Origin of the sequence: Effusibacillus pohliae DSM 22757, from assembly GCF_000376225.1 — a bacterium.
Classification (GTDB): domain Bacteria; phylum Bacillota; class Bacilli; order Tumebacillales; family Effusibacillaceae; genus Effusibacillus; species Effusibacillus pohliae.
Window position 1 is genome coordinate 54,068 of the sequence record NZ_AQXL01000133.1, and the last position, 19,923, is coordinate 73,990.

17 protein-coding genes are annotated in these 19,923 nt (G+C 55.6%); 15 read left to right on the plus strand and 2 right to left on the minus strand.

Features of this window, described 5'->3' with window-relative positions; all coding sequences use genetic code 11:
- Positions 1-219 precede the first annotated feature (219 nt).
- Positions 220-303 carry a putative holin-like toxin gene (locus C230_RS23940; protein WP_407635583.1) on the minus strand — a complete coding sequence of 28 codons (84 nt, stop codon included), beginning with the start codon at positions 301-303 and terminating at the stop codon, positions 220-222.
- A 378-nt stretch (positions 304-681) separates the two neighbouring features.
- Here C230_RS23940 and C230_RS0116210 point away from each other — a divergent pair, with 378 nt between their 5' ends.
- The 3 genes from C230_RS0116210 to C230_RS21515 all read left to right on the plus strand — a co-directional run bounded on the left by C230_RS0116210 (position 682) and on the right by C230_RS21515 (position 6,058).
- Positions 682-1,632: a helix-turn-helix transcriptional regulator gene (locus C230_RS0116210; RefSeq protein WP_018133106.1), complete on the plus strand. Its 951-nt coding sequence runs from the start codon at positions 682-684 to the stop codon at positions 1,630-1,632.
- A gap of 242 nt (positions 1,633-1,874) precedes the next feature.
- Positions 1,875-3,197, plus strand: a complete 1,323-nt coding sequence (gene rmuC / locus C230_RS0116215; RefSeq protein ID WP_018133107.1) for a DNA recombination protein RmuC — start codon at positions 1,875-1,877, stop codon at positions 3,195-3,197.
- A gap of 62 nt (positions 3,198-3,259) precedes the next feature.
- Positions 3,260-6,058 carry an AAA family ATPase gene (locus C230_RS21515; RefSeq protein ID WP_018133108.1) on the plus strand — a complete coding sequence of 933 codons (2,799 nt, stop codon included), beginning with the start codon at positions 3,260-3,262 and terminating at the stop codon, positions 6,056-6,058.
- 177 nt (positions 6,059-6,235) lie between these two features.
- On the opposite strand, the gene C230_RS0116225 is transcribed toward C230_RS21515, so the two are convergent.
- Positions 6,236-6,586 (minus strand): hypothetical protein, encoded by a 351-nt coding sequence (locus tag C230_RS0116225; RefSeq protein WP_018133109.1) that lies wholly within the window; start codon positions 6,584-6,586, stop codon positions 6,236-6,238.
- Positions 6,587-6,774: 188 nt separating this feature from the next.
- Between C230_RS0116225 and C230_RS0116230 the strand changes: the two genes are divergently transcribed.
- The 12 genes from C230_RS0116230 (at position 6,775) to C230_RS0116290 (ending at position 19,922) form a co-directional block, all read left to right on the plus strand.
- Positions 6,775-8,121 carry an MATE family efflux transporter gene (locus C230_RS0116230; RefSeq protein ID WP_018133110.1) on the plus strand — a complete coding sequence of 449 codons (1,347 nt, stop codon included), beginning with the start codon at positions 6,775-6,777 and terminating at the stop codon, positions 8,119-8,121.
- Positions 8,122-8,515: 394 nt separating this feature from the next.
- Positions 8,516-9,556, plus strand: coding sequence for a nucleotidyltransferase family protein (locus C230_RS0116240; RefSeq protein WP_018133112.1), 1,041 nt, complete (start codon positions 8,516-8,518; stop codon positions 9,554-9,556).
- Positions 9,553-10,749 (plus strand): glycosyltransferase family 4 protein, encoded by a 1,197-nt coding sequence (locus tag C230_RS0116245; protein WP_026174376.1) that lies wholly within the window; start codon positions 9,553-9,555, stop codon positions 10,747-10,749. Before C230_RS0116240 ends, C230_RS0116245 begins: the two co-directional genes overlap by 4 nt.
- A complete protein-coding gene (locus C230_RS0116250) occupies positions 10,730-11,851 on the plus strand; it encodes an AGE family epimerase/isomerase (RefSeq protein ID WP_018133114.1) in 1,122 nt (373 codons plus the stop codon). The genes C230_RS0116245 and C230_RS0116250 overlap by 20 nt, the downstream gene beginning before the upstream one ends.
- Positions 11,852-11,894: 43 nt before the next feature.
- Positions 11,895-13,316: a phosphomannomutase/phosphoglucomutase gene (locus C230_RS0116255; protein WP_018133115.1), complete on the plus strand. Its 1,422-nt coding sequence runs from the start codon at positions 11,895-11,897 to the stop codon at positions 13,314-13,316.
- Positions 13,317-13,398: 82 nt separating this feature from the next.
- Positions 13,399-14,361, plus strand: a complete 963-nt coding sequence (gene manA / locus C230_RS0116260) for a mannose-6-phosphate isomerase, class I (RefSeq protein WP_018133116.1) — start codon at positions 13,399-13,401, stop codon at positions 14,359-14,361.
- Between the two features lie 363 nt (positions 14,362-14,724).
- Positions 14,725-15,747, plus strand: coding sequence for a LacI family DNA-binding transcriptional regulator (locus C230_RS0116265; RefSeq protein ID WP_018133117.1), 1,023 nt, complete (start codon positions 14,725-14,727; stop codon positions 15,745-15,747).
- Between the two features lie 174 nt (positions 15,748-15,921).
- Positions 15,922-16,122 (plus strand): glycoside hydrolase family 130 protein, encoded by a 201-nt coding sequence (locus tag C230_RS0116270; RefSeq protein WP_018133118.1) that lies wholly within the window; start codon positions 15,922-15,924, stop codon positions 16,120-16,122.
- A gap of 47 nt (positions 16,123-16,169) precedes the next feature.
- Positions 16,170-17,228, plus strand: a complete 1,059-nt coding sequence (locus C230_RS0116275) for a BtaManbiosPhlase (protein WP_018133119.1) — start codon at positions 16,170-16,172, stop codon at positions 17,226-17,228.
- Positions 17,229-17,444: 216 nt separating this feature from the next.
- Positions 17,445-18,125 (plus strand): GntR family transcriptional regulator, encoded by a 681-nt coding sequence (locus C230_RS0116280; protein WP_018133120.1) that lies wholly within the window; start codon positions 17,445-17,447, stop codon positions 18,123-18,125.
- A 109-nt stretch (positions 18,126-18,234) separates the two neighbouring features.
- On the plus strand, positions 18,235-19,161 hold the full coding sequence (gene hpaI / locus C230_RS0116285) for a 2,4-dihydroxyhept-2-ene-1,7-dioic acid aldolase (protein ID WP_018133121.1): 927 nt from the start codon (positions 18,235-18,237) through the stop codon (positions 19,159-19,161).
- The gene (locus C230_RS0116290; RefSeq protein WP_018133122.1) at positions 19,158-19,922 is read left to right on the plus strand and encodes a fumarylacetoacetate hydrolase family protein; all 765 of its coding nucleotides are present in this window, start codon (positions 19,158-19,160) and stop codon (positions 19,920-19,922) included. The genes hpaI and C230_RS0116290 overlap by 4 nt, the downstream gene beginning before the upstream one ends.
- Position 19,923 lies beyond the last annotated feature (1 nt).

A 19,923-nucleotide genomic window follows, 5' to 3' on the forward strand; every position in this document is an offset into this window, starting at 1 on the left:
TGCGAAAACCTCTCGGGAGTGATCCCGGGAATGATCCGACGCTGCTTGACTTGCCCGCAATCATCCGCCATAATGTGGATAGAACCGTTTCCCTCAGCATACAATAAAACGACCGCAGGTGCTGCAACACCCGCGGCCGGTACAATAGATTGCCTTCGGGCAGTCGGCTCAATTGGAACGACGATCAGGAATAGACCGCGATCCGATGGCAAGGGCGGTCTATTTCCGTTTCTGGAACGACAGTATAGCAACGAGCAACAGCCCGAACGAAATCATCAAAGAGATGGTTTCGTATACTGTCATGGCCTCACCCCCTTTCGAGGGAGTGAGCCGACCACCCTTGCGAGCCGATTCTATTGTACAGGTATAGTATACCAACCGTCAGCGACCGTTCACAATCCCCACGAGCATGGCGAATTCCGCTTCTCTCATCATTCTCCTCGTCCCTTTCATCTCCCGATCTGCCAAGTCATTGGCGCCTCATTTTTCGACCGGCTGATCAGAGTGCAGCCGATTTTGATTGAACCTGGATCCCGACCGTGGAACAGATGCTCAAAGATGCAATAGGGATGAGTACCGATCACAATCCGCGCCGTTCCATGTGCAGGTTTTTCCATTTTGAGCTGAATTTTGCAGGAAAAACGGCGGAACGGGGTGAATGTATTCCATAGGTGATCGAAAATGAACCAGGTGCAACGGCTGTTCTTCATTCTCACCACCATTCAACAGAACGAAGGCGTGACTGCTCCCGAATTGGCAAAATTGTGCAATACCTCCGTTCGGAGCATTTACCGCGACATTCGCCGATTGGACGATATCGGCATTCAAATCATGCTGAAGGGAAACAAAGGATATTATTTGGTCGACAAGTTCCAGGCTCCCGCCCGATTGGCACCGGAAGAATATTTGGCGATTTCTCTCTATCCAATTTTGTCCGGGCAATCGAAACTGAAGGAGCATCCGTTTCAGCAATCGTTCCGGTCAGCGATGGAGAAAATTTTGACCCGTTTCAAAGTGAACGACGAACTGTTGCAACTGGGCAAACGCCTGCGAATTCACTCGAAACCGATGAATCCGCAGCAGGAAGGCATGCTGCAAAAAGTGATCGAAGGCATCATCAGGGAAGTCACGTTGGACTGCACCTATTATGCGATGTACCGGGAAGAACTGACCGCCCGTAAAATGGATCCCTATTACCTGGTGCCCCGCGCAGGCCATCTGTATTTGATCGGTTTCTGCCATGAAAGAGAGGACATCCGGACGTTTCGTCTCAACCGGTTTCAATCGGTGCAGCTCACCCGTGAAAAGTTTGTGCTTCCGGCCGATTTTGATATTGACCGGTATTTGGCGAATCTGTGGGGCATCCAGGCGGAAGCGGATGAAGTGACGTTCAAGGTGCAGTTTTCAAAGGAAGTGGCCCGTTACATAAAAGAGGAAAGGTACGAATCGAATCCGCAGCTGATCGATCAGCCGGACGGATCTCTTTTGCTCATTGTGACCACACGCGGCCCGGCCGAATTTTTGCGCTGGATGAAACAGTACGGAAAGCACGCGGAATTGCTGGAACCGGAGAGCTATCGCCAACAACTGCTGGAAGAAATTCGCGAGATGGAACAAAAATACAGCCGGTAGAACTTGCGTTCCCTGACAGAATGTGTCACGCTGACCGGTATAGTGAAGGTATCAACACCGGGAAAGGGGACACTGGGAGGGGTGCAAACTCAACGCGCCCTTGGGCGGTGATTGCCTGACCGTCCAGGAGAAGGGACAGCGAATTCGATGCAAACCCGATCCTGCCATCATCGAGGAACTGGTCGATTTTTTCCGGAATGTTGAGGGCGCAATAGTAGAGTATCATCAACGGAGGAGTCCAAGTGAGCGAACTGTTACTGATTCTGTCAATTGCGTTCAATGGTGTGGTGCTGCTGATCCTGCTCGTGAAAAAATCGGCTCCGCCTGCATCCGAGCATCTTCGGGAGCAGTTGGCGCTACTCGAGAAGGGAATCGACAAATTGGAGCAAGCGTTGCGCGACGAACTGGCACGCAACCGGGAAGAAGCGAGCAGGTCGGCGAAACTGGTGCGGGAAGAGATCACCCATTCGTTTGCCAATTTGAGCCATACGCTGCTTTCGAATCTGGGCGAGCTGGCGACGCAGCAGAAAAACCTGCTGGACAGTTTTTCCCGGCAACTGGCGGAACTGACGCAGATGAACGAGCAGAAGCTGGAAAAAGTCAGAGGCACGGTGGAACAGAAACTGACCCTGCTGCAGGAAGACAACAACAGGAAGCTGGAGCAGATGCGGCAGACGGTCGACGAGAAGCTGAACGAAACGTTGGAGAAGCGGCTTGGCGAATCGTTCAAGCTGGTGAGCGAGCGATTGGAGCAGGTGCACAAGGGGCTCGGCGAGATGCAAACGCTCGCGTCCGGCGTCGGCGACCTGAAAAAGGTGCTGACTAACGTCAAAACGAGGGGTACGCTGGGTGAAATTCAACTGGAAAATCTGCTGGAGCAAATTTTGACGGCCGAGCAATACGACAAGCAGGTGGCCATCAAACGGGGAAGCGGCGAGCGGGTCGATTTCGCGATCAAGCTGCCGGGAAAGGACGACAGTCAAAAACAGGTCTGGCTGCCGATCGATTGCAAATTCCCGCTGGACGATTACCAGCGGCTGCTCGATGCGCAGGAAGCAGGGGATTTGCAGGCGGCCAACGAAGCGGCGAAACTGCTGGAAAACCGCATCAGGCAGGAAGCGAAGGCGATTCAGGAAAAATACATCCAGCCGCCGCAGACGACCGATTTTGCCATCCTGTTCCTGCCGATCGAGGGGCTGTTCGCGGAAGTGTTGCGCCGCTCCGGCCTGTGGGAAACGCTGCAGCGCGATTACCGGGTGATCGTCACCGGGCCGACCACCATCACCGCCTTGCTGAACAGCCTGCAGATGGGGTTCCGCACACTGGCCATCCAAAAGCGTTCGAGCGAGGTGTGGCAACTGCTTGGCGCCGTGAAAACGGAATTTGCCCGCTTTGGCGCCATTCTGGAGAAAACGCAGAAAAAGCTGCAGGAAGCAAGCAACACGATCGAGGACGCCGCCAAAAAGTCCCGCACGATCGAACGCAAACTGCGTACGGTGGAAGAATTGCCGGCGGGAGAGGCGGACCGCCTGCTGCAGGAGCTGGAGATCGCGGGGGTGGAGTAGGTCGCGTCGCTGCCGTGCCGCATACGATGTACCAGTAGATGCGCGGAAGGGAGAAAAATCGTATGCGAACGGTGAAAGTAACGGTGGAGAAGGATCATTGGCTTGCCGCATTGCGTGCTCTGTTTGCAGGCGTTTGGGCGGCGCGGCCGGACCGGATGATCAGGCTGCGATTCGATTCAATCCATGATTTGTTGATCCTTATTGACGAGGATGCGGACAGCAGTTGCAAAATCTCGTTGCCGATGCGGCAGGAAGCAGCCTGCTCTAGGCTGGAGTGCCTGGTGCCTGCCGGGAAACTGGAACCGCTGAACCAACTTTTTCAATCAGGCAAGGGGGTGGTCACTGTAACCTGCCGGCTTACCACTCTCTCGTTTCAATTAGGAAACAAGCGGTTCCATGTACCCAACCGGATTGTCGGAGGATTGCCTGCCGAAAAAAAGCAGTCTGCGGCGGTTGACAGTCTGGACGGCCCACCGGAGGAGGGGATTGGGTTCGCGATTCCCGATCCTCAGGATCGGGTTGTTCGTTTCATGCTCGCCAACACGCGACTGTTGCTGGACGCTGTGGAATCATGCAAAAGTTCGGCGGTTCGTATGCAAATCGGCGACGGGGTGGTTCGCATCCAGATGCTGGAGTTTCCGGTGCAATCACGGGCGGCAGCCAACTATCTGCTGCCGGGAGAAGTGTTTTATAACCGATTGTTCCAGATGCCCGAGGGGGTGATCGTCAATGCTGCGATTGGCAGTAGGTTGCTTAGCTTTTCAAGCGTGGCGGCGGGAGTCCAACGGGAAATCACGATCAAGCCCTATCCCAGTACGACGCTGTATATTACGAAGTCCGATTTTGCCAAAAAACCGGGCCATGAGGACAGTTTATGGACGAATGTCAGCATGCTGACGGACAAAGAGCGGAGGAGACTGAAGATTTTTGACAATCAGCCGACCGCATCGAACTTGCAAGAACAGGCGCCCGTATCGGATGGACCCCAGCGCGATGCAGAGGAGGTACGTTTCCGTCCCGACCCGGAGAGGCCGCTCGGCGATGCAATCGAGATGGAATACCTGCCAATAACGGAAGCTCCGTCCGGCGATATATCGAAGGTGCCTGAACCTGCAACGGAGCTGGAATCTCCTGACGAGCTTGGGGACCCGGCAGCAGCGTCTCCACACCACACAACGGGCGCAAAACGTCTTTTCGAAGTTGAGCCTGGGGAAGAACCGTTGCCGGAGACGGCCGAATCGGCCCTCGAGTCGCTGGAAAAATTGCCCGGTCTCACACTCGTCAAAAAACAGATCCGGGAGATCGCACAGTTCGCCGCATTCCGGCAAAGAAGGGCGGAGGCGCTCGGCATCCCGGCGAATCCGCTGACGTTGCACATGGCGTTTCTTGGCAATCCGGGCACCGGCAAGACGATGGCCGCCCGCATGCTGGGGAAGATTTTCAAGGAGTTGGGGCTGCTCGCGAAAGGTCATGTGGTGGAGGTCGACCGCCAGTCGCTGGTCGGCGCCTATATGGGCCAGACGGAAGCGAATCTGCGGAAATGCGTAAAACGGGCGATCGGCGGCATTCTCTTGATCGACGAAGCGTATGCATTGTACAAAAAAGACTCTGGCAAGGACTTCGGACTGAACGTCATTCACGGCCTGGTCAAGGTGATGGAAGATTGCCGGGATCGGTTGGTGGTGATTTTGGCCGGTTACAAACAGGAAATGCAGGAGCTGCTGAACGCCAATCCGGGGCTGCGGGAGCGGATTCCGTTCCATCTCGAATTTCCCGACTTTACGGAGGAAGAATTGCTGCAGATCGGTGAGTATCTCGCCTTGCAGGATCATTACGTGCTGGCGGACGATGCGAAGGAAGCGTTGATCCGGCAAGCGATGCGGCAAAAAATCGACGAGACGTTCGGCAACGCCCGCACCGTCCGCAATTTGATCGAGAAAGCGAAGATTCGCCACGCCGTGCGGGCGATCGCGGGCGAACCATCGGAAGCTGCGTATACCACACTGACGGCGGCCGATTTTGCCGATGTTGACGAAGAATCAAAATCGGACAGTCTGGGCAGTGTGTTGGCTGAGCTGGATCAGTTGGTCGGGTTGGAGCGGGTGAAGGAGTGGGTGAGACAAATCGTCGACATGCTGCACCTGGAGCAAAAGCGGCGGCAATACGGTTTGACAGACGAACCGATTACCCTGCATATGGCGTTCACCGGCAATCCGGGCACGGGCAAGACGACGGTCGCCCGTTTGCTGGGCAGGATCCTGCGCCATATGGGACTGCTGCCGAAAGGGCACTTTGTGGAAGCGAGCCGCAAAGACCTGGTGGCCGGTTACATCGGGCAAACGGCCACCAAAACGGCGGACAAAATCAAAGAAGCGCTGGGCGGCGTCCTGTTCATCGACGAAGCGTACGCGTTAGCCGGACGCGGTCGCGAGGATTTCGGACAGGAAGCGATTGCCACCCTGATCAAGGAGATGGAGGACAAAAAAGGGCGGCTGACCGTGATTCTGGCCGGCTATCCGCAGGAAATGGAGGCGTTGTTCCGGCTCAACCCGGGGCTGAAAAGCAGGGTTCGCTTCACGATCGAGTTTCCCGACTATACGGCGAGCGAATTGGTCGAGATTGTGAAAAGGAAAGCGGAAGCCACCCGCTACCGGTTATCAGAGGCGGCGGAAGAAAAATTGTGGGGGTATTTCCTGCGGCAATGCCTGGCGTCAGGGGGGGATTTTGGCAATGGGCGGTTGGCGGAAACGATCTTTGAGCAAGCGAAAATGCGCATGTCAAGACGAATCAGCCGCCTGCTGGGCGAAACAAAACCGGAATTGCTGTGCACGATCACGGAAGAGGATATTGAGACGGATTGAACTTCAAGCTGCCGAACGGGCGCCGCTGTGCCGGAGGACGCCTGTTCGGACGGCAACTTGCGGGCACGTTGCTGGTCTGCCGTTCGGTAAGATAAAGGCGTCCAAACGGAAAGGATCAAAAGGAACGACTGTCGGGTGCAGAATCTCGATGTGAAAGGTGAGTAGCGATACGAGGGATCATTCAGCGGCAATCAGTTTCTTGATCAGACGCACATCCGTTTCCACTTTGTCCATCCTGGTGAACAGTTCGGCAATTTGAGCCGATTGTTCAGTATTGCGGGCGACTTGCTCATAGATCGTGTCGAGTTTGCGATGCACGGCTGCGAGATCCTGCTTGGTTGCAAACTTCTCAAGATCCTGCTTGGTTGCAAACTTCTCAAGATCCTGCTTGGTTGCAAACTTCTCAAGATCCTGCTTGGTTGCAAACCGCTCAAGATCCTGCTTGGTCACCATGTCAGCTTTCATTTGCTTCATTTCGGTTTCCATGTGGTCCAGTTTCGCGAGAATTTGTTGCAGTATCTGTTCCATCCGGGTCACCACCTTTCGTCCGTGATATTCCTATCCTACCATACACGTGTCCCGTTCGAAAGCCGGAACACATATGATTCCGGAAGGGGACGGGAAGAAGTTGATTCGACTCTTCCGGCTTTGGTAAAATAGATGCTGGGAGGCCGCAGGCAGAAGCCTGCGGTTTATGTTTTCAAGGGGGACGAAGCATGTTCCAGAACTGGAAAAAGATCCTGTTGCTGGCGATTCCCTCGATCGTTTCGTTCGCGTCGATGACGGTCACCGGCACGATTAATCTGATTTTGGTGGGAAAATTGGGGGCGTTGGCGATCGCCGTCGTCGGCGTATCCAACATCATCATGTATAACGCGTGGGCCCTGTTTTCCGGTATCGGCCATACGGTCAACTATCTCGTGGCGCAAAACTATGGCGCGAACGATATGAAAACAGGGGTTGGGCGTACCTACATGGCGCTCTATCTGTGTCTGGCGGCCGGGCTGTTCGTGTTGTTGACGGGGGCGGTGGCCAACGACGACATTTTGCGGCTGATGGGCGGTAGCGGCGAACTGGTGGCGTCCGGCGAGGGGTATTTGCGCCTCCGCTTTTTTGCCATGGTGTGTTCGATCTTCGCGTTTGTGTTTCACGGATTTTTCCGCGGGATCGAGGATACGAAAACGCCGATGGTGATTTCGCTTGCCGCCAATCTGGCGATGATTTTCTTTACATACGGGCTGACGTACGGAAAATGGGGCTTTCCCGAACTGGGGCTGAACGGCGCCGGCTGGGCGATTTTGCTGGGGGAAGCGATCGGGCTTCTCTGTTGTCTCTATGTATATTTTATCAGGCTGCATCCGCGTTACGGGACGCGGTCGCGAGTCATGTTCGATTGGGCGGAGTCCAGGCTGATTTTGGCGGAAAGCGGTAAATTGGGCCTGCAGGAATTCGCTTTGAGTGTTTCGATGTTCGTGTTTACCATGTTTCTTACCCGCTTGGGCACGAACGCGTTGGCGGCCAACGAAGTGGCACTGAATGTGATGGGATTCGGTTTTATGCCGGCGTTTGCGTTCGGAGCGACGGCGACGCTTCTCGTCGGGCAGGAAGTGGGGAAAGGCAACCCGTTTACGGCAAGGCGGATGGGGACTGACACAGCGGTTTTGGGCAGCGTGTTCCTGCTGCTGCTCGGACTGGCTGAATTTTCGTTCGCGGAGCCGGTGGCGCGGATTTATTCGGACGACCCGCAGGTATACAAATTGGCAGCAGAGTTGATCGAGGTGTCCGCTTTTTTGCAAGTGTTTGACGGCCTGCTCAATTTTTATGCGGGCGGCTTGCGGGGGATCGGCGACACCACGTTCCTGCTGAAAACCTCCCTGGTGCTGAGCTGGCTTCTGTTCATCCCCTTGAGCTACTTGCTGACGTTCGTCTTGGGGCTGCACAGTATCGGCGCCTGGCTGTCACTGTATATTTTTCTGATGGTGTTTGGACTGACCATGATGATTCGCTATTACCGCGTCGACTGGGAAAATGTGCAGATGAAGTCGGCGGGGCGCGGGGTGTAGGGGATGCCGAATTGCAAAGCGGCCGGAATCGGAAGCAAGCGGTCAAATTCCTGCAAATGAAGGAGAAAACCAGGAAAAAACAGACAACACAGACAATCACCCGCACAGCCCGCGTGTTTTTGGCGTTGAGAAGCGGCGCCCAATTTTTTTATAGTATTGCTAGCACTCGATGTAAATGAGTGCTAATAAATAAGCTGACTATTCGGATAATCGCGTACATAGCCGATCGGGCAAACCGTTATCGTCCCTAGCACCTAGGAAAAACTGAATGTCTGTGCGACAGCAAGAAGGTTGTTCATATTGGAAGGTAGCTGCAAGCTTTCACTATATGCGCAATGCTTCTTTTTTCATTTTTTCCAGGCGAATCCAATTCCAAATGGAGGAGGACGATACGATGAAAGCATTGTTGTTGGCTGGTGGTTTGGGTACCCGGTTGCGTCCGTTAACTGAAAATCTGCCAAAACCGATGGCGCCGGTCGGCAACCGCCCGTGGCTGGAACATCTCATTCTGCATTTGAAGCAGCAGGGCATCCAGGAGTTTGTGATCGCCGTCAAACATTATCCGGAAATCATCCAAAACCGCCTGGGCGACGGCCGATCCCTCGGTGTCCGGATCGAGTATTCGGTGGAAGAATCGTTGCTCGGCACCGCCGGCGCGATCAAACATGCGGAGGATCTGCTGAGTGACCGGTTCCTTGTGGTCAATGCGGACATCATTCACCAGGTGTCGATCCTGCCGCTGCTCGAATACCACATCCAGCACAAAGGGTTGGTCACGATCGGTTTGACCGAGGTGGAAGACCCTTCCCACTACGGAGTGGTGGAGCAGAACGCGTTTGGCGAGATCCTTCGTTTTGTCGAAAAACCGGCTTTGCACGAAGCGCCTTCCAAACTGGTTAACGCCGGCATCTACGTGATGGAAAAAGAAGCACTTCAGTGGATCCCGAAAAACAGGGAGGTGTCGATCGAGCGGGAGACGTTCCCCTTGCTGATCGAACAGAAGGCTGGCGTGTATGGGAAAACGATCGAGGGGTACTGGCTGGACATGGGCACGAAAGACCGGTACCGCAAGCTGCATTGGGATTTGCTGGACCGCAAGTTCGCGCTGCCTCTGAAAGAGAAACCGCAAGGCAACGGAATCTGGCTGGGCGAGCACACAACGGTCGGGTCCGGCGTGCTGTTCGTTCCACCTGTTGTCATTGGCGACCATGTACATATCGGGGAACGCAGCGTGATCGGCCCGTACGCGGTGATCGGGGATCGGTGTGAAATCGGCAAGCATGTGCGCTGTTCGGAAACCATCCTGTGGGACGACTGCAAAGTGCATGACGCCGCCCAGTTAAAAAATTGCATCTTCGGCTACGGCTTGGAGGTGGGAGCCAGCCACATTTTGCACGAGGCGGTGATCAATCGGATGGCGGGGGTGCAGCGATAATGCAAGTGGCATATGTCAGCACGTACGTTCCGAAAAAATGCGGTTTGGCAACTTACACACACCATTTGCGGCAAAACGTGAAAGACGCGAGATGGTGGAAAGGGATGGATCCCGTAATTGTCCTCAGCGACGGCAACGATCAGACGGATCCCGGCAATCCGGCCCTCTGGCCGCTGCCGAAAGAGCAGCGTGACGCGTATGCAAAAATGGCCGACAAAATCAACCAAAGCGATGTGTCCCTGGTTTCTTTGCAGCATGAGTTCGGCATTTTTGGCGGGGAAGCGGGCGCTTACATTCTGGATTTTGTACGGCAACTGAAAAAGCCTTTGATCACCACTTTTCACACCGTATTCGAAAATCCGGCCGAACCCTACCGTTCCATCCAGCAAGCGATTGCGGAACGAAGTGACCGGATCATCGTCATGAACCGCAAAGCGGTCGCGTATCTGAGCAACGCCTTTTCGATTCCGGCAGAAAAAATCGCCTTTATCCCGCACGGAACGCCCGTTCCCAATCCGCAGGCGCGGGCTGAATTCCGCAATCGCCTGCGATGGGCGGATCGCAAGGTGATGATGACGTTCGGCCTGCTCAGCCGGGGCAAAGGGATCGAACGGATCATTGAAATTTTGCCGGATGTGGTGCGGGCCGTTCCGAACGTTCTCTACGCGATCGTCGGCCAGACCCATCCGGAAGTGAAAAAGCGGGAAGGCGAGTCCTACCGGCAACAGTTGCAGAAGTTGATCCGCGAAAAACGATTGGAAAACCACGTGCTGATGATCGACCGCTATATCAGCGAGGAGGAGTTGGTTGCGTACATCACCGCATGCGACCTGTATATCACGCCGTATCCGGGCATGCAGCAGATCACAAGCGGCACGCTCGCCTACGCCGTCGGACTGGGGCGGCCTGTGTTAACCACTCCTTACAGCTATGCACAGGATTTACTGGGGGACTACAAGCAGTTGCTAATTCCGTTTGACGCCCGTTCGCAATGGGTGGAGATGATGAGCGAGCTGTTGTCCCATGATAGCGTCCTGCAGCAATGGGAAAAGCGGATGGCGCGTATCGGCAAGTCGATGCACTGGCCGCTGGTCGGCAAGAAGCATGCCCTGCTGTTTGCCCGGACGGTCGAAATGGCGCAGGAAAAATGGCAGGCGGCGGGAGGGAAGCAGGTTGCATCGGTCACCGGTTAGTTTTCGCCACTTGGAACGAATGACGGACGGAACCGGCCTGTTGGAACATTGCCTGGGGAAAATCCCCCGCCGCAAAGAAGGCTATACCACGGACGACAACGCACGGGCGCTGTGGGCATGCGCGGAATGGCTGCAGCTCGTCGGGGCGGCGAGCGACCAAGCGCCACTGCGGGACAAGCTGCTGCAGCTGATCGACCGCTATCTTGCCTTTCTGCTGTGGGTGCAGCGGGCAGACGGCTCTTTTCAGAACAATATCGCATTCGACCGGACTCCGGAACCGGAGCAACCATCCGACGACTGTCTCGGAAGGGCGCTGTGGGCGTGTGCGGTGGCGTCCGTCCGATTGCAAAACACCGGCCGACAGCAGGCGGCCCAGCACATGTTCCGGAAAGCGGTCGAACGTACGGACAGCATGAAGTTCCCCAGAGGCTGGGCGTATGCCTTGTCTGCCTTCAGTTTGGTTCTGCAGCACGCGCAGGATTTTCCGCCAACGCCGGCGAATTCGTTCACCCAGTTTGTGTGCTCTGCTTTACCTGCTTATGTAGACCGGTTGGAAGAAAAATTGGTCTCGCTCTACCGGCAGAACGCCGACCGGGAGTGGCGCTGGTTCGAACCGGCGATCACCTATGGAAACGGCGTGATGCCATGGGCGCTGTTTATGGCCTATCCCGTTACGCAGCGTCGGCAGACGCTGGACATCGCGCGGGAAAGCCTCGATTTTCTGATTGAAAAAATGACCGATCCGCAAGGAGTGATCCGCCCCGTCGGCAACCAGGGATGGTGCACCCGCGAACACAGGAGCGACTGGGACCAGCAGCCGCTGGATGTGATGAAATTGGCGTTGGCGGCCGGGCAAGCGTACATCGTGCTGGAGCGTCCGGAGTATCTGGAGATTGTCAAACGGTGCCGGGCCTGGTTTTACGGTGCCAACGATTTGAACATACCTTTGGCTGATGCGGAGGATGGAAGCTGTTGTGACGGTCTGCGGGCGGAAGGAGTGAACGACAACCAGGGAGCCGAATCGACTCTATCCTACTTGCTGACGGAAGCCATTTACACAAGTCTTGTGCAAACATCCACAGATGTCCATCTTGCGATTTGACACAAGCGAAGCGGCAATATACCAGCGCTGGAGGGGGATGTGCATGTCTGTTATGACCGGCAGTGAAATCAGGATTCCTTCTCATGTCTTCCGGGAGTACGATATAAGAGGCAAGGCGGGCAAGGAGATCGACCAAAATTTTGCCTATCTGCTCGGCAAAGCTTTCGGCGAAACGATCAAGGCGGAAGGGTTTCACAAAGCGGTGGTGGGGCGGGACAACCGGAAATCGTCGCCGCTTTTGCGCCGGGCATTGGTGGAGGGGCTCACCCATGCTTTGTGCCAAGTGACCGATATCGGGGAAGTCACCACACCGATGTTTTATTACAGCCTGGAACACCTGAACATCCCGTGCGGGATCATGATTACCGCCAGCCACAACCCAGGCGACGAGAACGGGTTTAAAATCGCGATGCACAAAACTACCATCTACGGTGATGCGATCCAGGAACTGAAACGGGTCATGCAGCGGATGCTCGAACTGGAAGGTGTCCCGGAGACGTTTTGTGCCCAGCCGAATCTGCTGCAGCAAGTGGATATTGAAACACCCTATCTGGAAATGCTCCGGCGAAAAATCGTGCTGGGGCCAAGAAAATTGAAAGTGGTGGTCGATTGCGGCAATGGAACGCCGTCGCCGTTCGCCCCGAAAGCGCTGGCCGCCTGGGGATGTGAGGTGGTTCCGCTCTACTGCGAGTCGGACCCCAGCTTTCCGAACCACCATCCCGATCCGGTCGAACCGAAAAATCTGCGGGATTTGATTTCGACTGTAAAAGCGGAACAGGCCGATTTGGGAATCGCGTTTGACGGAGACGGAGACCGGTTGGGCGTGGTGGACGAACAGGGACGGATTCTCTGGGGCGACCAGCTGATGATCCTGTTCTGGCGGGAGATTCTGCCGAAATATCCCGGCTGTGAAGCGCTGGTGGAAGTCAAGTGTTCGCAGGCACTGGTGGAAGAGATCGAACGATTGGGCGGCAAACCGTTTTTCCACCGGACTGGCCACTCGCACATCAAGGCGACGCTGAAGCGGTTGCAAACGCCGTTTACCGGCGAGATGTCGGGACACCTGTTTTTCAATGACGAATATTTCGGGTTTGACGATGCGCTGTACGCGGCGGGCCGATTGCTGCGCATTCTGTCCCATACCGATCGGCCGCTGTCCGGCCTGTTTGCCGGCGTTCCGAACTACCCCGCCACCCCGGAAACCCGGGTTGCCTGCGAAGAAAGCAAAAAGCTAGCGGTTTTGCAAAAGGTGAAGGAGCATTTTGCGGACCGGTTCGAAGTGATCGATGTGGATGGAGTGCGGGTTCTGTTCCCGAACGGCTGGGGCCTGGTGCGCGCCTCCAATACGCAGCCCGTTCTGGTGTTGCGGGCGGAAGCCGATTCGGAAGACGGCTTGAACGGCATTAAGGCGGAAATCGAGCAAGCGCTGCGATTGGCCGCCCCCGAGCTGAAGGTCGGTTGGTAATCCCCGCTGCGGATCATCGCCGGAAGGGCCGGTCCGCCGGTGATCCGGTCGCAGAGGGATTCAAGAAGGGGGAGTTCATCAGATGAATCCATATCCGATCAAGTGTACGCCTTCCTATCACGGGCGAATCTGGGGAGGCACGCGGCTGAACACTTTTTTTGGCTATCCGATTCCCAGCGAGCGAACGGGAGAAGCCTGGGGCATCTCCGACCATCCGCACGGCAAAAGCACGATTGCCAATGGGTACTATCAAGGCAGGACGATCGGCGAGCTGCTTGAGCAGCATCCGGACTGGTTTGCCAGCCGCAAGCTGAACCGGTTTCCGCTGCTGGTCAAACTGCTCGACGCGAACGACGATCTGTCAGTGCAGGTCCATCCGGATGACGCGTTTGCGGCCGTTTATGAGAACGGAGAACTGGGCAAGACCGAATGTTGGTATATTGTGCATGCGGAACCGGGAGCGCAAATTGTGTACGGTCACACGGCCCGGACGCGGGAAGAACTGGCGGAGATGATCGCGGCAGGCAGATGGGACGATCTGTTGATTCGGGTGCCTGTCCGCACGGGCGATTTTTTCTATATCCCGCACGGCACCATTCATGCGCTTGGAAAAGGGATCGTCGTTTTGGAAACGCAGCAGAACTCCGATACAACGTATCGCGCCTATGATTACGATCGCGTCGATACGTCAGGCTGCAAGCGGGAATTACATATTGAGAAGGTCTTGCAAGTGACAAAAGTACCGTTTGAAAGACCGGTGATCGCACCCCGACGCATCGATCGCGGCGCTTTGCTGGTCACACAGTATCTGGCGGGACCCTATTTTACGGTGGAAAAATGGACCTTGCAGGGCACCTGTGAAGCGCAGTCCCGGCAGCACAGTTTTACACTGCTGTCGATCCTGGCAGGAGTTGGCCGATTGCGCTGGGCGGACGGAGAACTCCCGCTGCGAAAAGGGGATCATCTGCTGATTCCGCGAACGCTCGGCGGGTACACATTGTCGGGGGAATGGGAAGGGATCGCGTCCTGTCTGCCCGAAGCGTAACACAGCCGCGTAAGGCAGTGGGGTGGGGGCTGTCCCACAAGTCATGAGACTGACGAAGGGGTAGCCCCTTTTTTCTTTCGGTCAAAAAACATTCTGCAGCCAAAAGGTTCCCGATTAGTGCTCTCCAGACAGCCAACGGATATGATCTCCATCGGGGATCGAGTTGCCGAACTCCTCCACTGACAGGTTGGAGGAGTTCTGTTTGCGGGCAGAATTACAGATTCCATTACAAATAATTTTATTGTAACGTTACAAAATGTGTATAATAAAAGCAAAGTAGCTCGACTGCAGGAGCGTTGGGCGGCCGTTGAGCGACGATCGTAAAACCCGGAGTTTGTAAGCGTATTGTAAAGGAGAATCGCGATGCGCAAACGAGTTACCATGCAAGATATTGCAGATGCGTTAAATCTATCTAAGAATTCTGTCTCGCAGGCGCTGTCCGGCCAGCCCGGCGTCAGTGAAGACACCCGGCGAAAAGTGATGGAGACTGCCAATCGGCTTGGCTACCGATACAATCCTGGAGGCAGAAACAGAGCGGCGGGGCGCAGCCGGAATATCGGGCTGATCGCTTCCGAGTTCGTGTTTTCGGAACATATTTTTTTCGGAGCGATTAACCTGAGCATTGAAAAAGAGGTGAAAGCCCGCGGCTACAGCCTGCTGATTCATGCAGTCGACAAGCAGAGCGAGGAACGGCAGGAGTTTGCTCCGTTTGTCCAGGAGAACAAAGTCGATGGGTTGCTGATTCTGTCACACCTCCACCCCGACTATATCCAACAGATCATCCAGTTGGGAGTGCCGACCGTCCTGATCGACCACCATCACCCGTCGATTAAAGCCGATTGCATTTTGACGAACAACCGGTTTGGCGCTTATGAAGCGGTCAGACACCTGGTTGAACTGGGCCACCGGGAAATCGGATTTATCGGCAATATCAAAACATCGCCCAGCTACCAGGAACGGTTGGAGGGATATCGCCTGGCGATGGCAGATTACGGGTTGTTGATCCGTGAGGATTTTCTGTTCCTCGATTCGGTTGATACGGAAGAAGCGATCGCCCGCTTTATCGAATCCAAACCGGTTGGTCCCAGCGCCTGGTTTTGCGTCAACGATACGCTCGGTTTTCTGTTGAATTCCTGCTTGACCAAATTGGGGAAGCGGGTGCCGCAGGATGTGTCGATTTGCGGCTTCGACAATCACCTTTTGTCCGAACTGGCCAGCCCGCCGCTGACGACGATCCATATCGACAAGGAATATTTCGGGAAGCGGGCGGTGGACCGGCTGTTCTGGCGAATGGACCACAGGGACGCGCCGGTCGAGGAGATTTTGCTGCCTGTTTCCTTGCTTGCAAGAGGCTCCACCGCAAAACCGCAATCCACCCGCTCGTAGGAGAACATGCGGCCGCTTTTTGTGCGGGTCAGCGGTCCTTGACCGGCTCATTTTGTCATGGAATAATAAGGTTACAATAATCATATTATAACGTTACCTTCTTCCGAGGCGGGCATCCAGGCGGCACTGGCGGGCGGCAACGCGCCCACCATCTCGCACAGCTGGGTTTGCCAGGTGCTGCTTTCCAAAGAAGATCCGGCGAAAGTGCTGAAGCGTACGGAGCAGCCGTTTTTTGCGCCGAGCACGCAGGACGAGGTGCAGGGGCAGGTCGACAACGTCATGTTTGTGGAAGGGCTTGTGGAATATAAAGGAGCCTATTCTCTTTATTACGGCATGGCGGATTCCAGGATCGGAGTGACGATCTTTCGTCCCTGACGCGCAGGGTTGGCAAACGACAAACGGAAGATGCAGGGAGGGGAACCATGAACGTATACAGGTATGAAGAAAATCCGCTGTTAAAGCCGGCCGATGTGAAGCCGCACCGCGAGGATTTTGAAGTGATCGGGGTGTTCAACGCGGGGGTGGCCAAATACCAGGATGAAATCATCCTGCTGCTGCGGGTGGCGGAACGCCCCGCCAGCAGCGATCCGGCGATCGTCAAGGCGACGCAGCTGGATCGACCCGCCCGGCAGCTCAGAATCCTGGAATTCCGGCGGGACGACCCGAAATTCGATTACTCCGACCCGCGCGTGATCCAGGAGGCGGGCAGCCGCCGGTTCCAGGCCCTGACGTCGATTTCCTATTTGCGGATCGCGAGAAGCAAGGACGGACGCCGGTTCACGGTCGATGACCAGCCGTTTTTGTTCCCTGAAACGGAATATGAAACGCTTGGCATTGAGGATCCGCGGATCACCCAGGTCGGGGATACGTATTACATCGTGTTCACATCCGTGTCCACGGTGGGAGTTGCCGTCGGCATGGCTTCCACCAGAGATTTCCGGCATGTGCAGCGGCACGGGCTGATTTTTGCTCCGGAAAACAAGGATGTGCTGCTGTTCCCGGAAAAAATCAACGGCAAGTACTATGCCCTGCACCGTCCGGTGCCGAAAGGACTGGGCGCGCCGGAAATCTGGATTGCGGAGTCCGACAACCTGCTGTATTGGGGAAACCATCGCTTTTTGCTGGGGCTGCGCGAAAACCGGTGGGAAACGGTCCGGCTCGGCGCCGGCGCCGTGCCGATCAAGACGGAAAAAGGGTGGTTGGAGCTGTACCATGCGGCCGACCAAAACAACCGCTACTGCATGGGGGCGGTGCTGCTCGATCTGGAGCGGCCCTGGCAGGTCATCGCCCGGTCGGAACAGCCGATCCTGGAACCGGAAGCGGACTATGAACGGGCCGGATTTTTTGGCAATGTCGTCTTCTCCTGCGGCGCCTTGGTGGAGGGCGACACCATCAAGATGTATTACGGTGTGTCGGACGACTCGATCGCCTGCGCCGAGTTGAGTTTGCGGGAAATTCTGGAGGCTCTCACGTTTTTCTGATGCCGGGAACCTCCTTTACCGGCTCAATCGTGGAAAACCGCGGGAAACCCGTTTTGCAACCACCCCTTCCCATTTTCAGGGAAGGGGTTCCTCCGTTTCCATCCACTAGTGGGCGAGATGTTCCAGATTGTCATCCATGCGATTCGGCAGGGTATTGACAGTACCCCATCAAAAAAAGGGGTTGAAATCATATATGATTTCATATATGATTAGTGCATGAATAGTCCGAAAACAACCCAGAACAAAAAACAGTATGCCTATGAAGTGATTCGCGCCCGGATTCTTGACGGCACATACGGTCCCGGATATCGGATCGTCATCGACCAGGTGGCCAGGGAACTCGGGTTGAGCGCCATTCCGATCCGGGAGGCGATACGCCAACTGGAAGCGGACGGCCTGATCCAGTTCAAGCCTTACAGCGGGGCGCAGGTCAGTCCGATCAATGAGGTCGAGTATCTGGAAACCCTGTCTGTACTGGCCGTGTTGGAAGGGTATGCGACGGCCCTCAGTTCCCTCCGGTTTCCGAAAGAGAAGCTGCCGGATCTGGTAGCCATCAATGAGGAGATGGAACGATCGCTGGATGAATTCGATTTTTACAGATTCGGGCAATTGAACCGCGCCTTTCACACGGAGATTTACCGACAATGCGACAACGCCTATCTGGTGGAAAATATCATGCAAACCTGCCGACGAATCGATGCGTTGCGGCGGTCCGGCCAGCTGTTTGTGCCGGAAAGAGCCCGTCAATCGGTGCGCGAACACGAGACGATCATCCACATGCTGCGGGATCGCGCCTCATTTTCCCAGATTGAACAGTTTGTCCGGGAACACAAGCTGAACACGGTGCGTGCATTTATGAACCGGAAAGCGCAGCAGGGGAACCGGGAAGTCCAGTAATGCTTCGGTCAGGGAACCGGTGGAAGGAGGGAGGAGAAATTTTTTTTGAATAAATTAACTGACTAGTATGCAAAAGCAAAATAGTCCGATTAAAAGGAGGAACCTGTGCATGTATCAGGAAATCAAGCAGCGGTTGCGCGGCTCGATTGCGCCGGTGGTCACACCGTTTGACAAAGACGGCAATGTGGATGAAACCGCTTTCGTCAATCTGATCAACTGGCATATCGAATCGGGGAGCCACGGGATTTCAGTGACAGGAACCACGGGCGAGCCGAGTTCTCTCAGTTTGGCCGAGCGCGAGCGGGTGATGGAACTGGCCTGCAAAACGGTGGCTGGCCGCGTGCCGTTCGTCCCGGGAACCGGGTCCACCAACCATCAGGAAACGCTGCACCTGACCAAGCTGGCGCAGGAGATGGGCGCCGATGCTGCGATGGTGATCGTTCCCTACTACAACCGCCCTTCCCAACACGCTTTGTACAAACATTTCCGCACGATTGCCGACGCTGTGGACATCCCGATTATCGTTTACAACATTCCCGGCCGGACAGCCGTCAATCTGGAGGTCAAGACATTGGCCCGGCTGGCCGAAGATTGCAGGAATATCATCGGCGTCAAGGAGTCGAACAAAGATTTTGAGCATGTCAACCGGGTACTTCTCCACTGCGGCAGAGATTTCCTCCTGTTTTCCGGCATCGAACTGCTTTGCTACCCGATGCTCGCGATCGGCGGGGCCGGTTATATCAGCGCGACGGCCAATGTGATGCCGAAGGAAGTGGCTGATCTCTACAACTGCTGGGCGGCCGGAGACGTCAAAAGCGCGCAGGATCTTCACTACCAGCTGATGCCGCTGAATGACGTCCTGTTTATGGATACCAACCCGGCTCCCTTGAAAGCGGCACTCGGCATGATGGGCAAGATTCACCCGGCTTTGCGGCTGCCGATGGATCTGCCGACGGAGGAATTGCAAGCGAAAATCCGCAGTGTGCTGGAAAGTTACGGGTTGCTCAGCCGGGCGGCGGGGAGCCATGCAGGATGAAACAGGCCCGGTTTATTGCCCAAGGACGGATTCATACCGGAGTTGTCAATGGAACCACGGTGACGGATGAAGGGGGGCGGGAGTACCCTCTGGACGCGATCCGGGTCTGGCTGCCCCCGCTGATCCCGAACAAGGTGATCGGTCTGGCGTTGAACTACTCGGATCATGCCGAGGAACTCGGCCTGGAGAAACCGAAAGAACCGGTGCTGTTCATCAAGCCGAACAGTTCGCTGATCGGCCATCAGGCGCCGGTGGTCTACCCCGACGGAGCGACCTACATGCATTATGAAAATGAGCTGGCGGTGGTGATCGGCCGGGCCGGGCGGAACATCAAGCATACGCATGCCTACGATTATGTAAGCGGTTACACGATCGCCAACGACGTGACGGTTCGCGATTATGTCAACAATTTCTACCGGCCGCCCGTTCGTGCCAAGGGGCACGATTCGTTCGGGCCGCTCGGACCGTTTCTGGTGGATAAAGAAGATGTGCCGAATGTGGAAAATCTGGAACTGCGGACGTACGTGAACGGGGAACTGCGGCAGAGGGGCAATACGCGGGATTTGATGTACACGATCCCCGATCTGATCGAATTCATCAGTTCCTTCATGACGCTGGAGCCCGGTGATGTGATCCTGACCGGAACGCCGAAGGGAATTTCCCATGTGTATCCCGGGGACGTGATGCGGCTGGAAATCGATCGGCTGGGTGTGTTGGAAAATCCGGTGATCGACGGAAGAAACGGAAGCGAGGGGGTTTGAG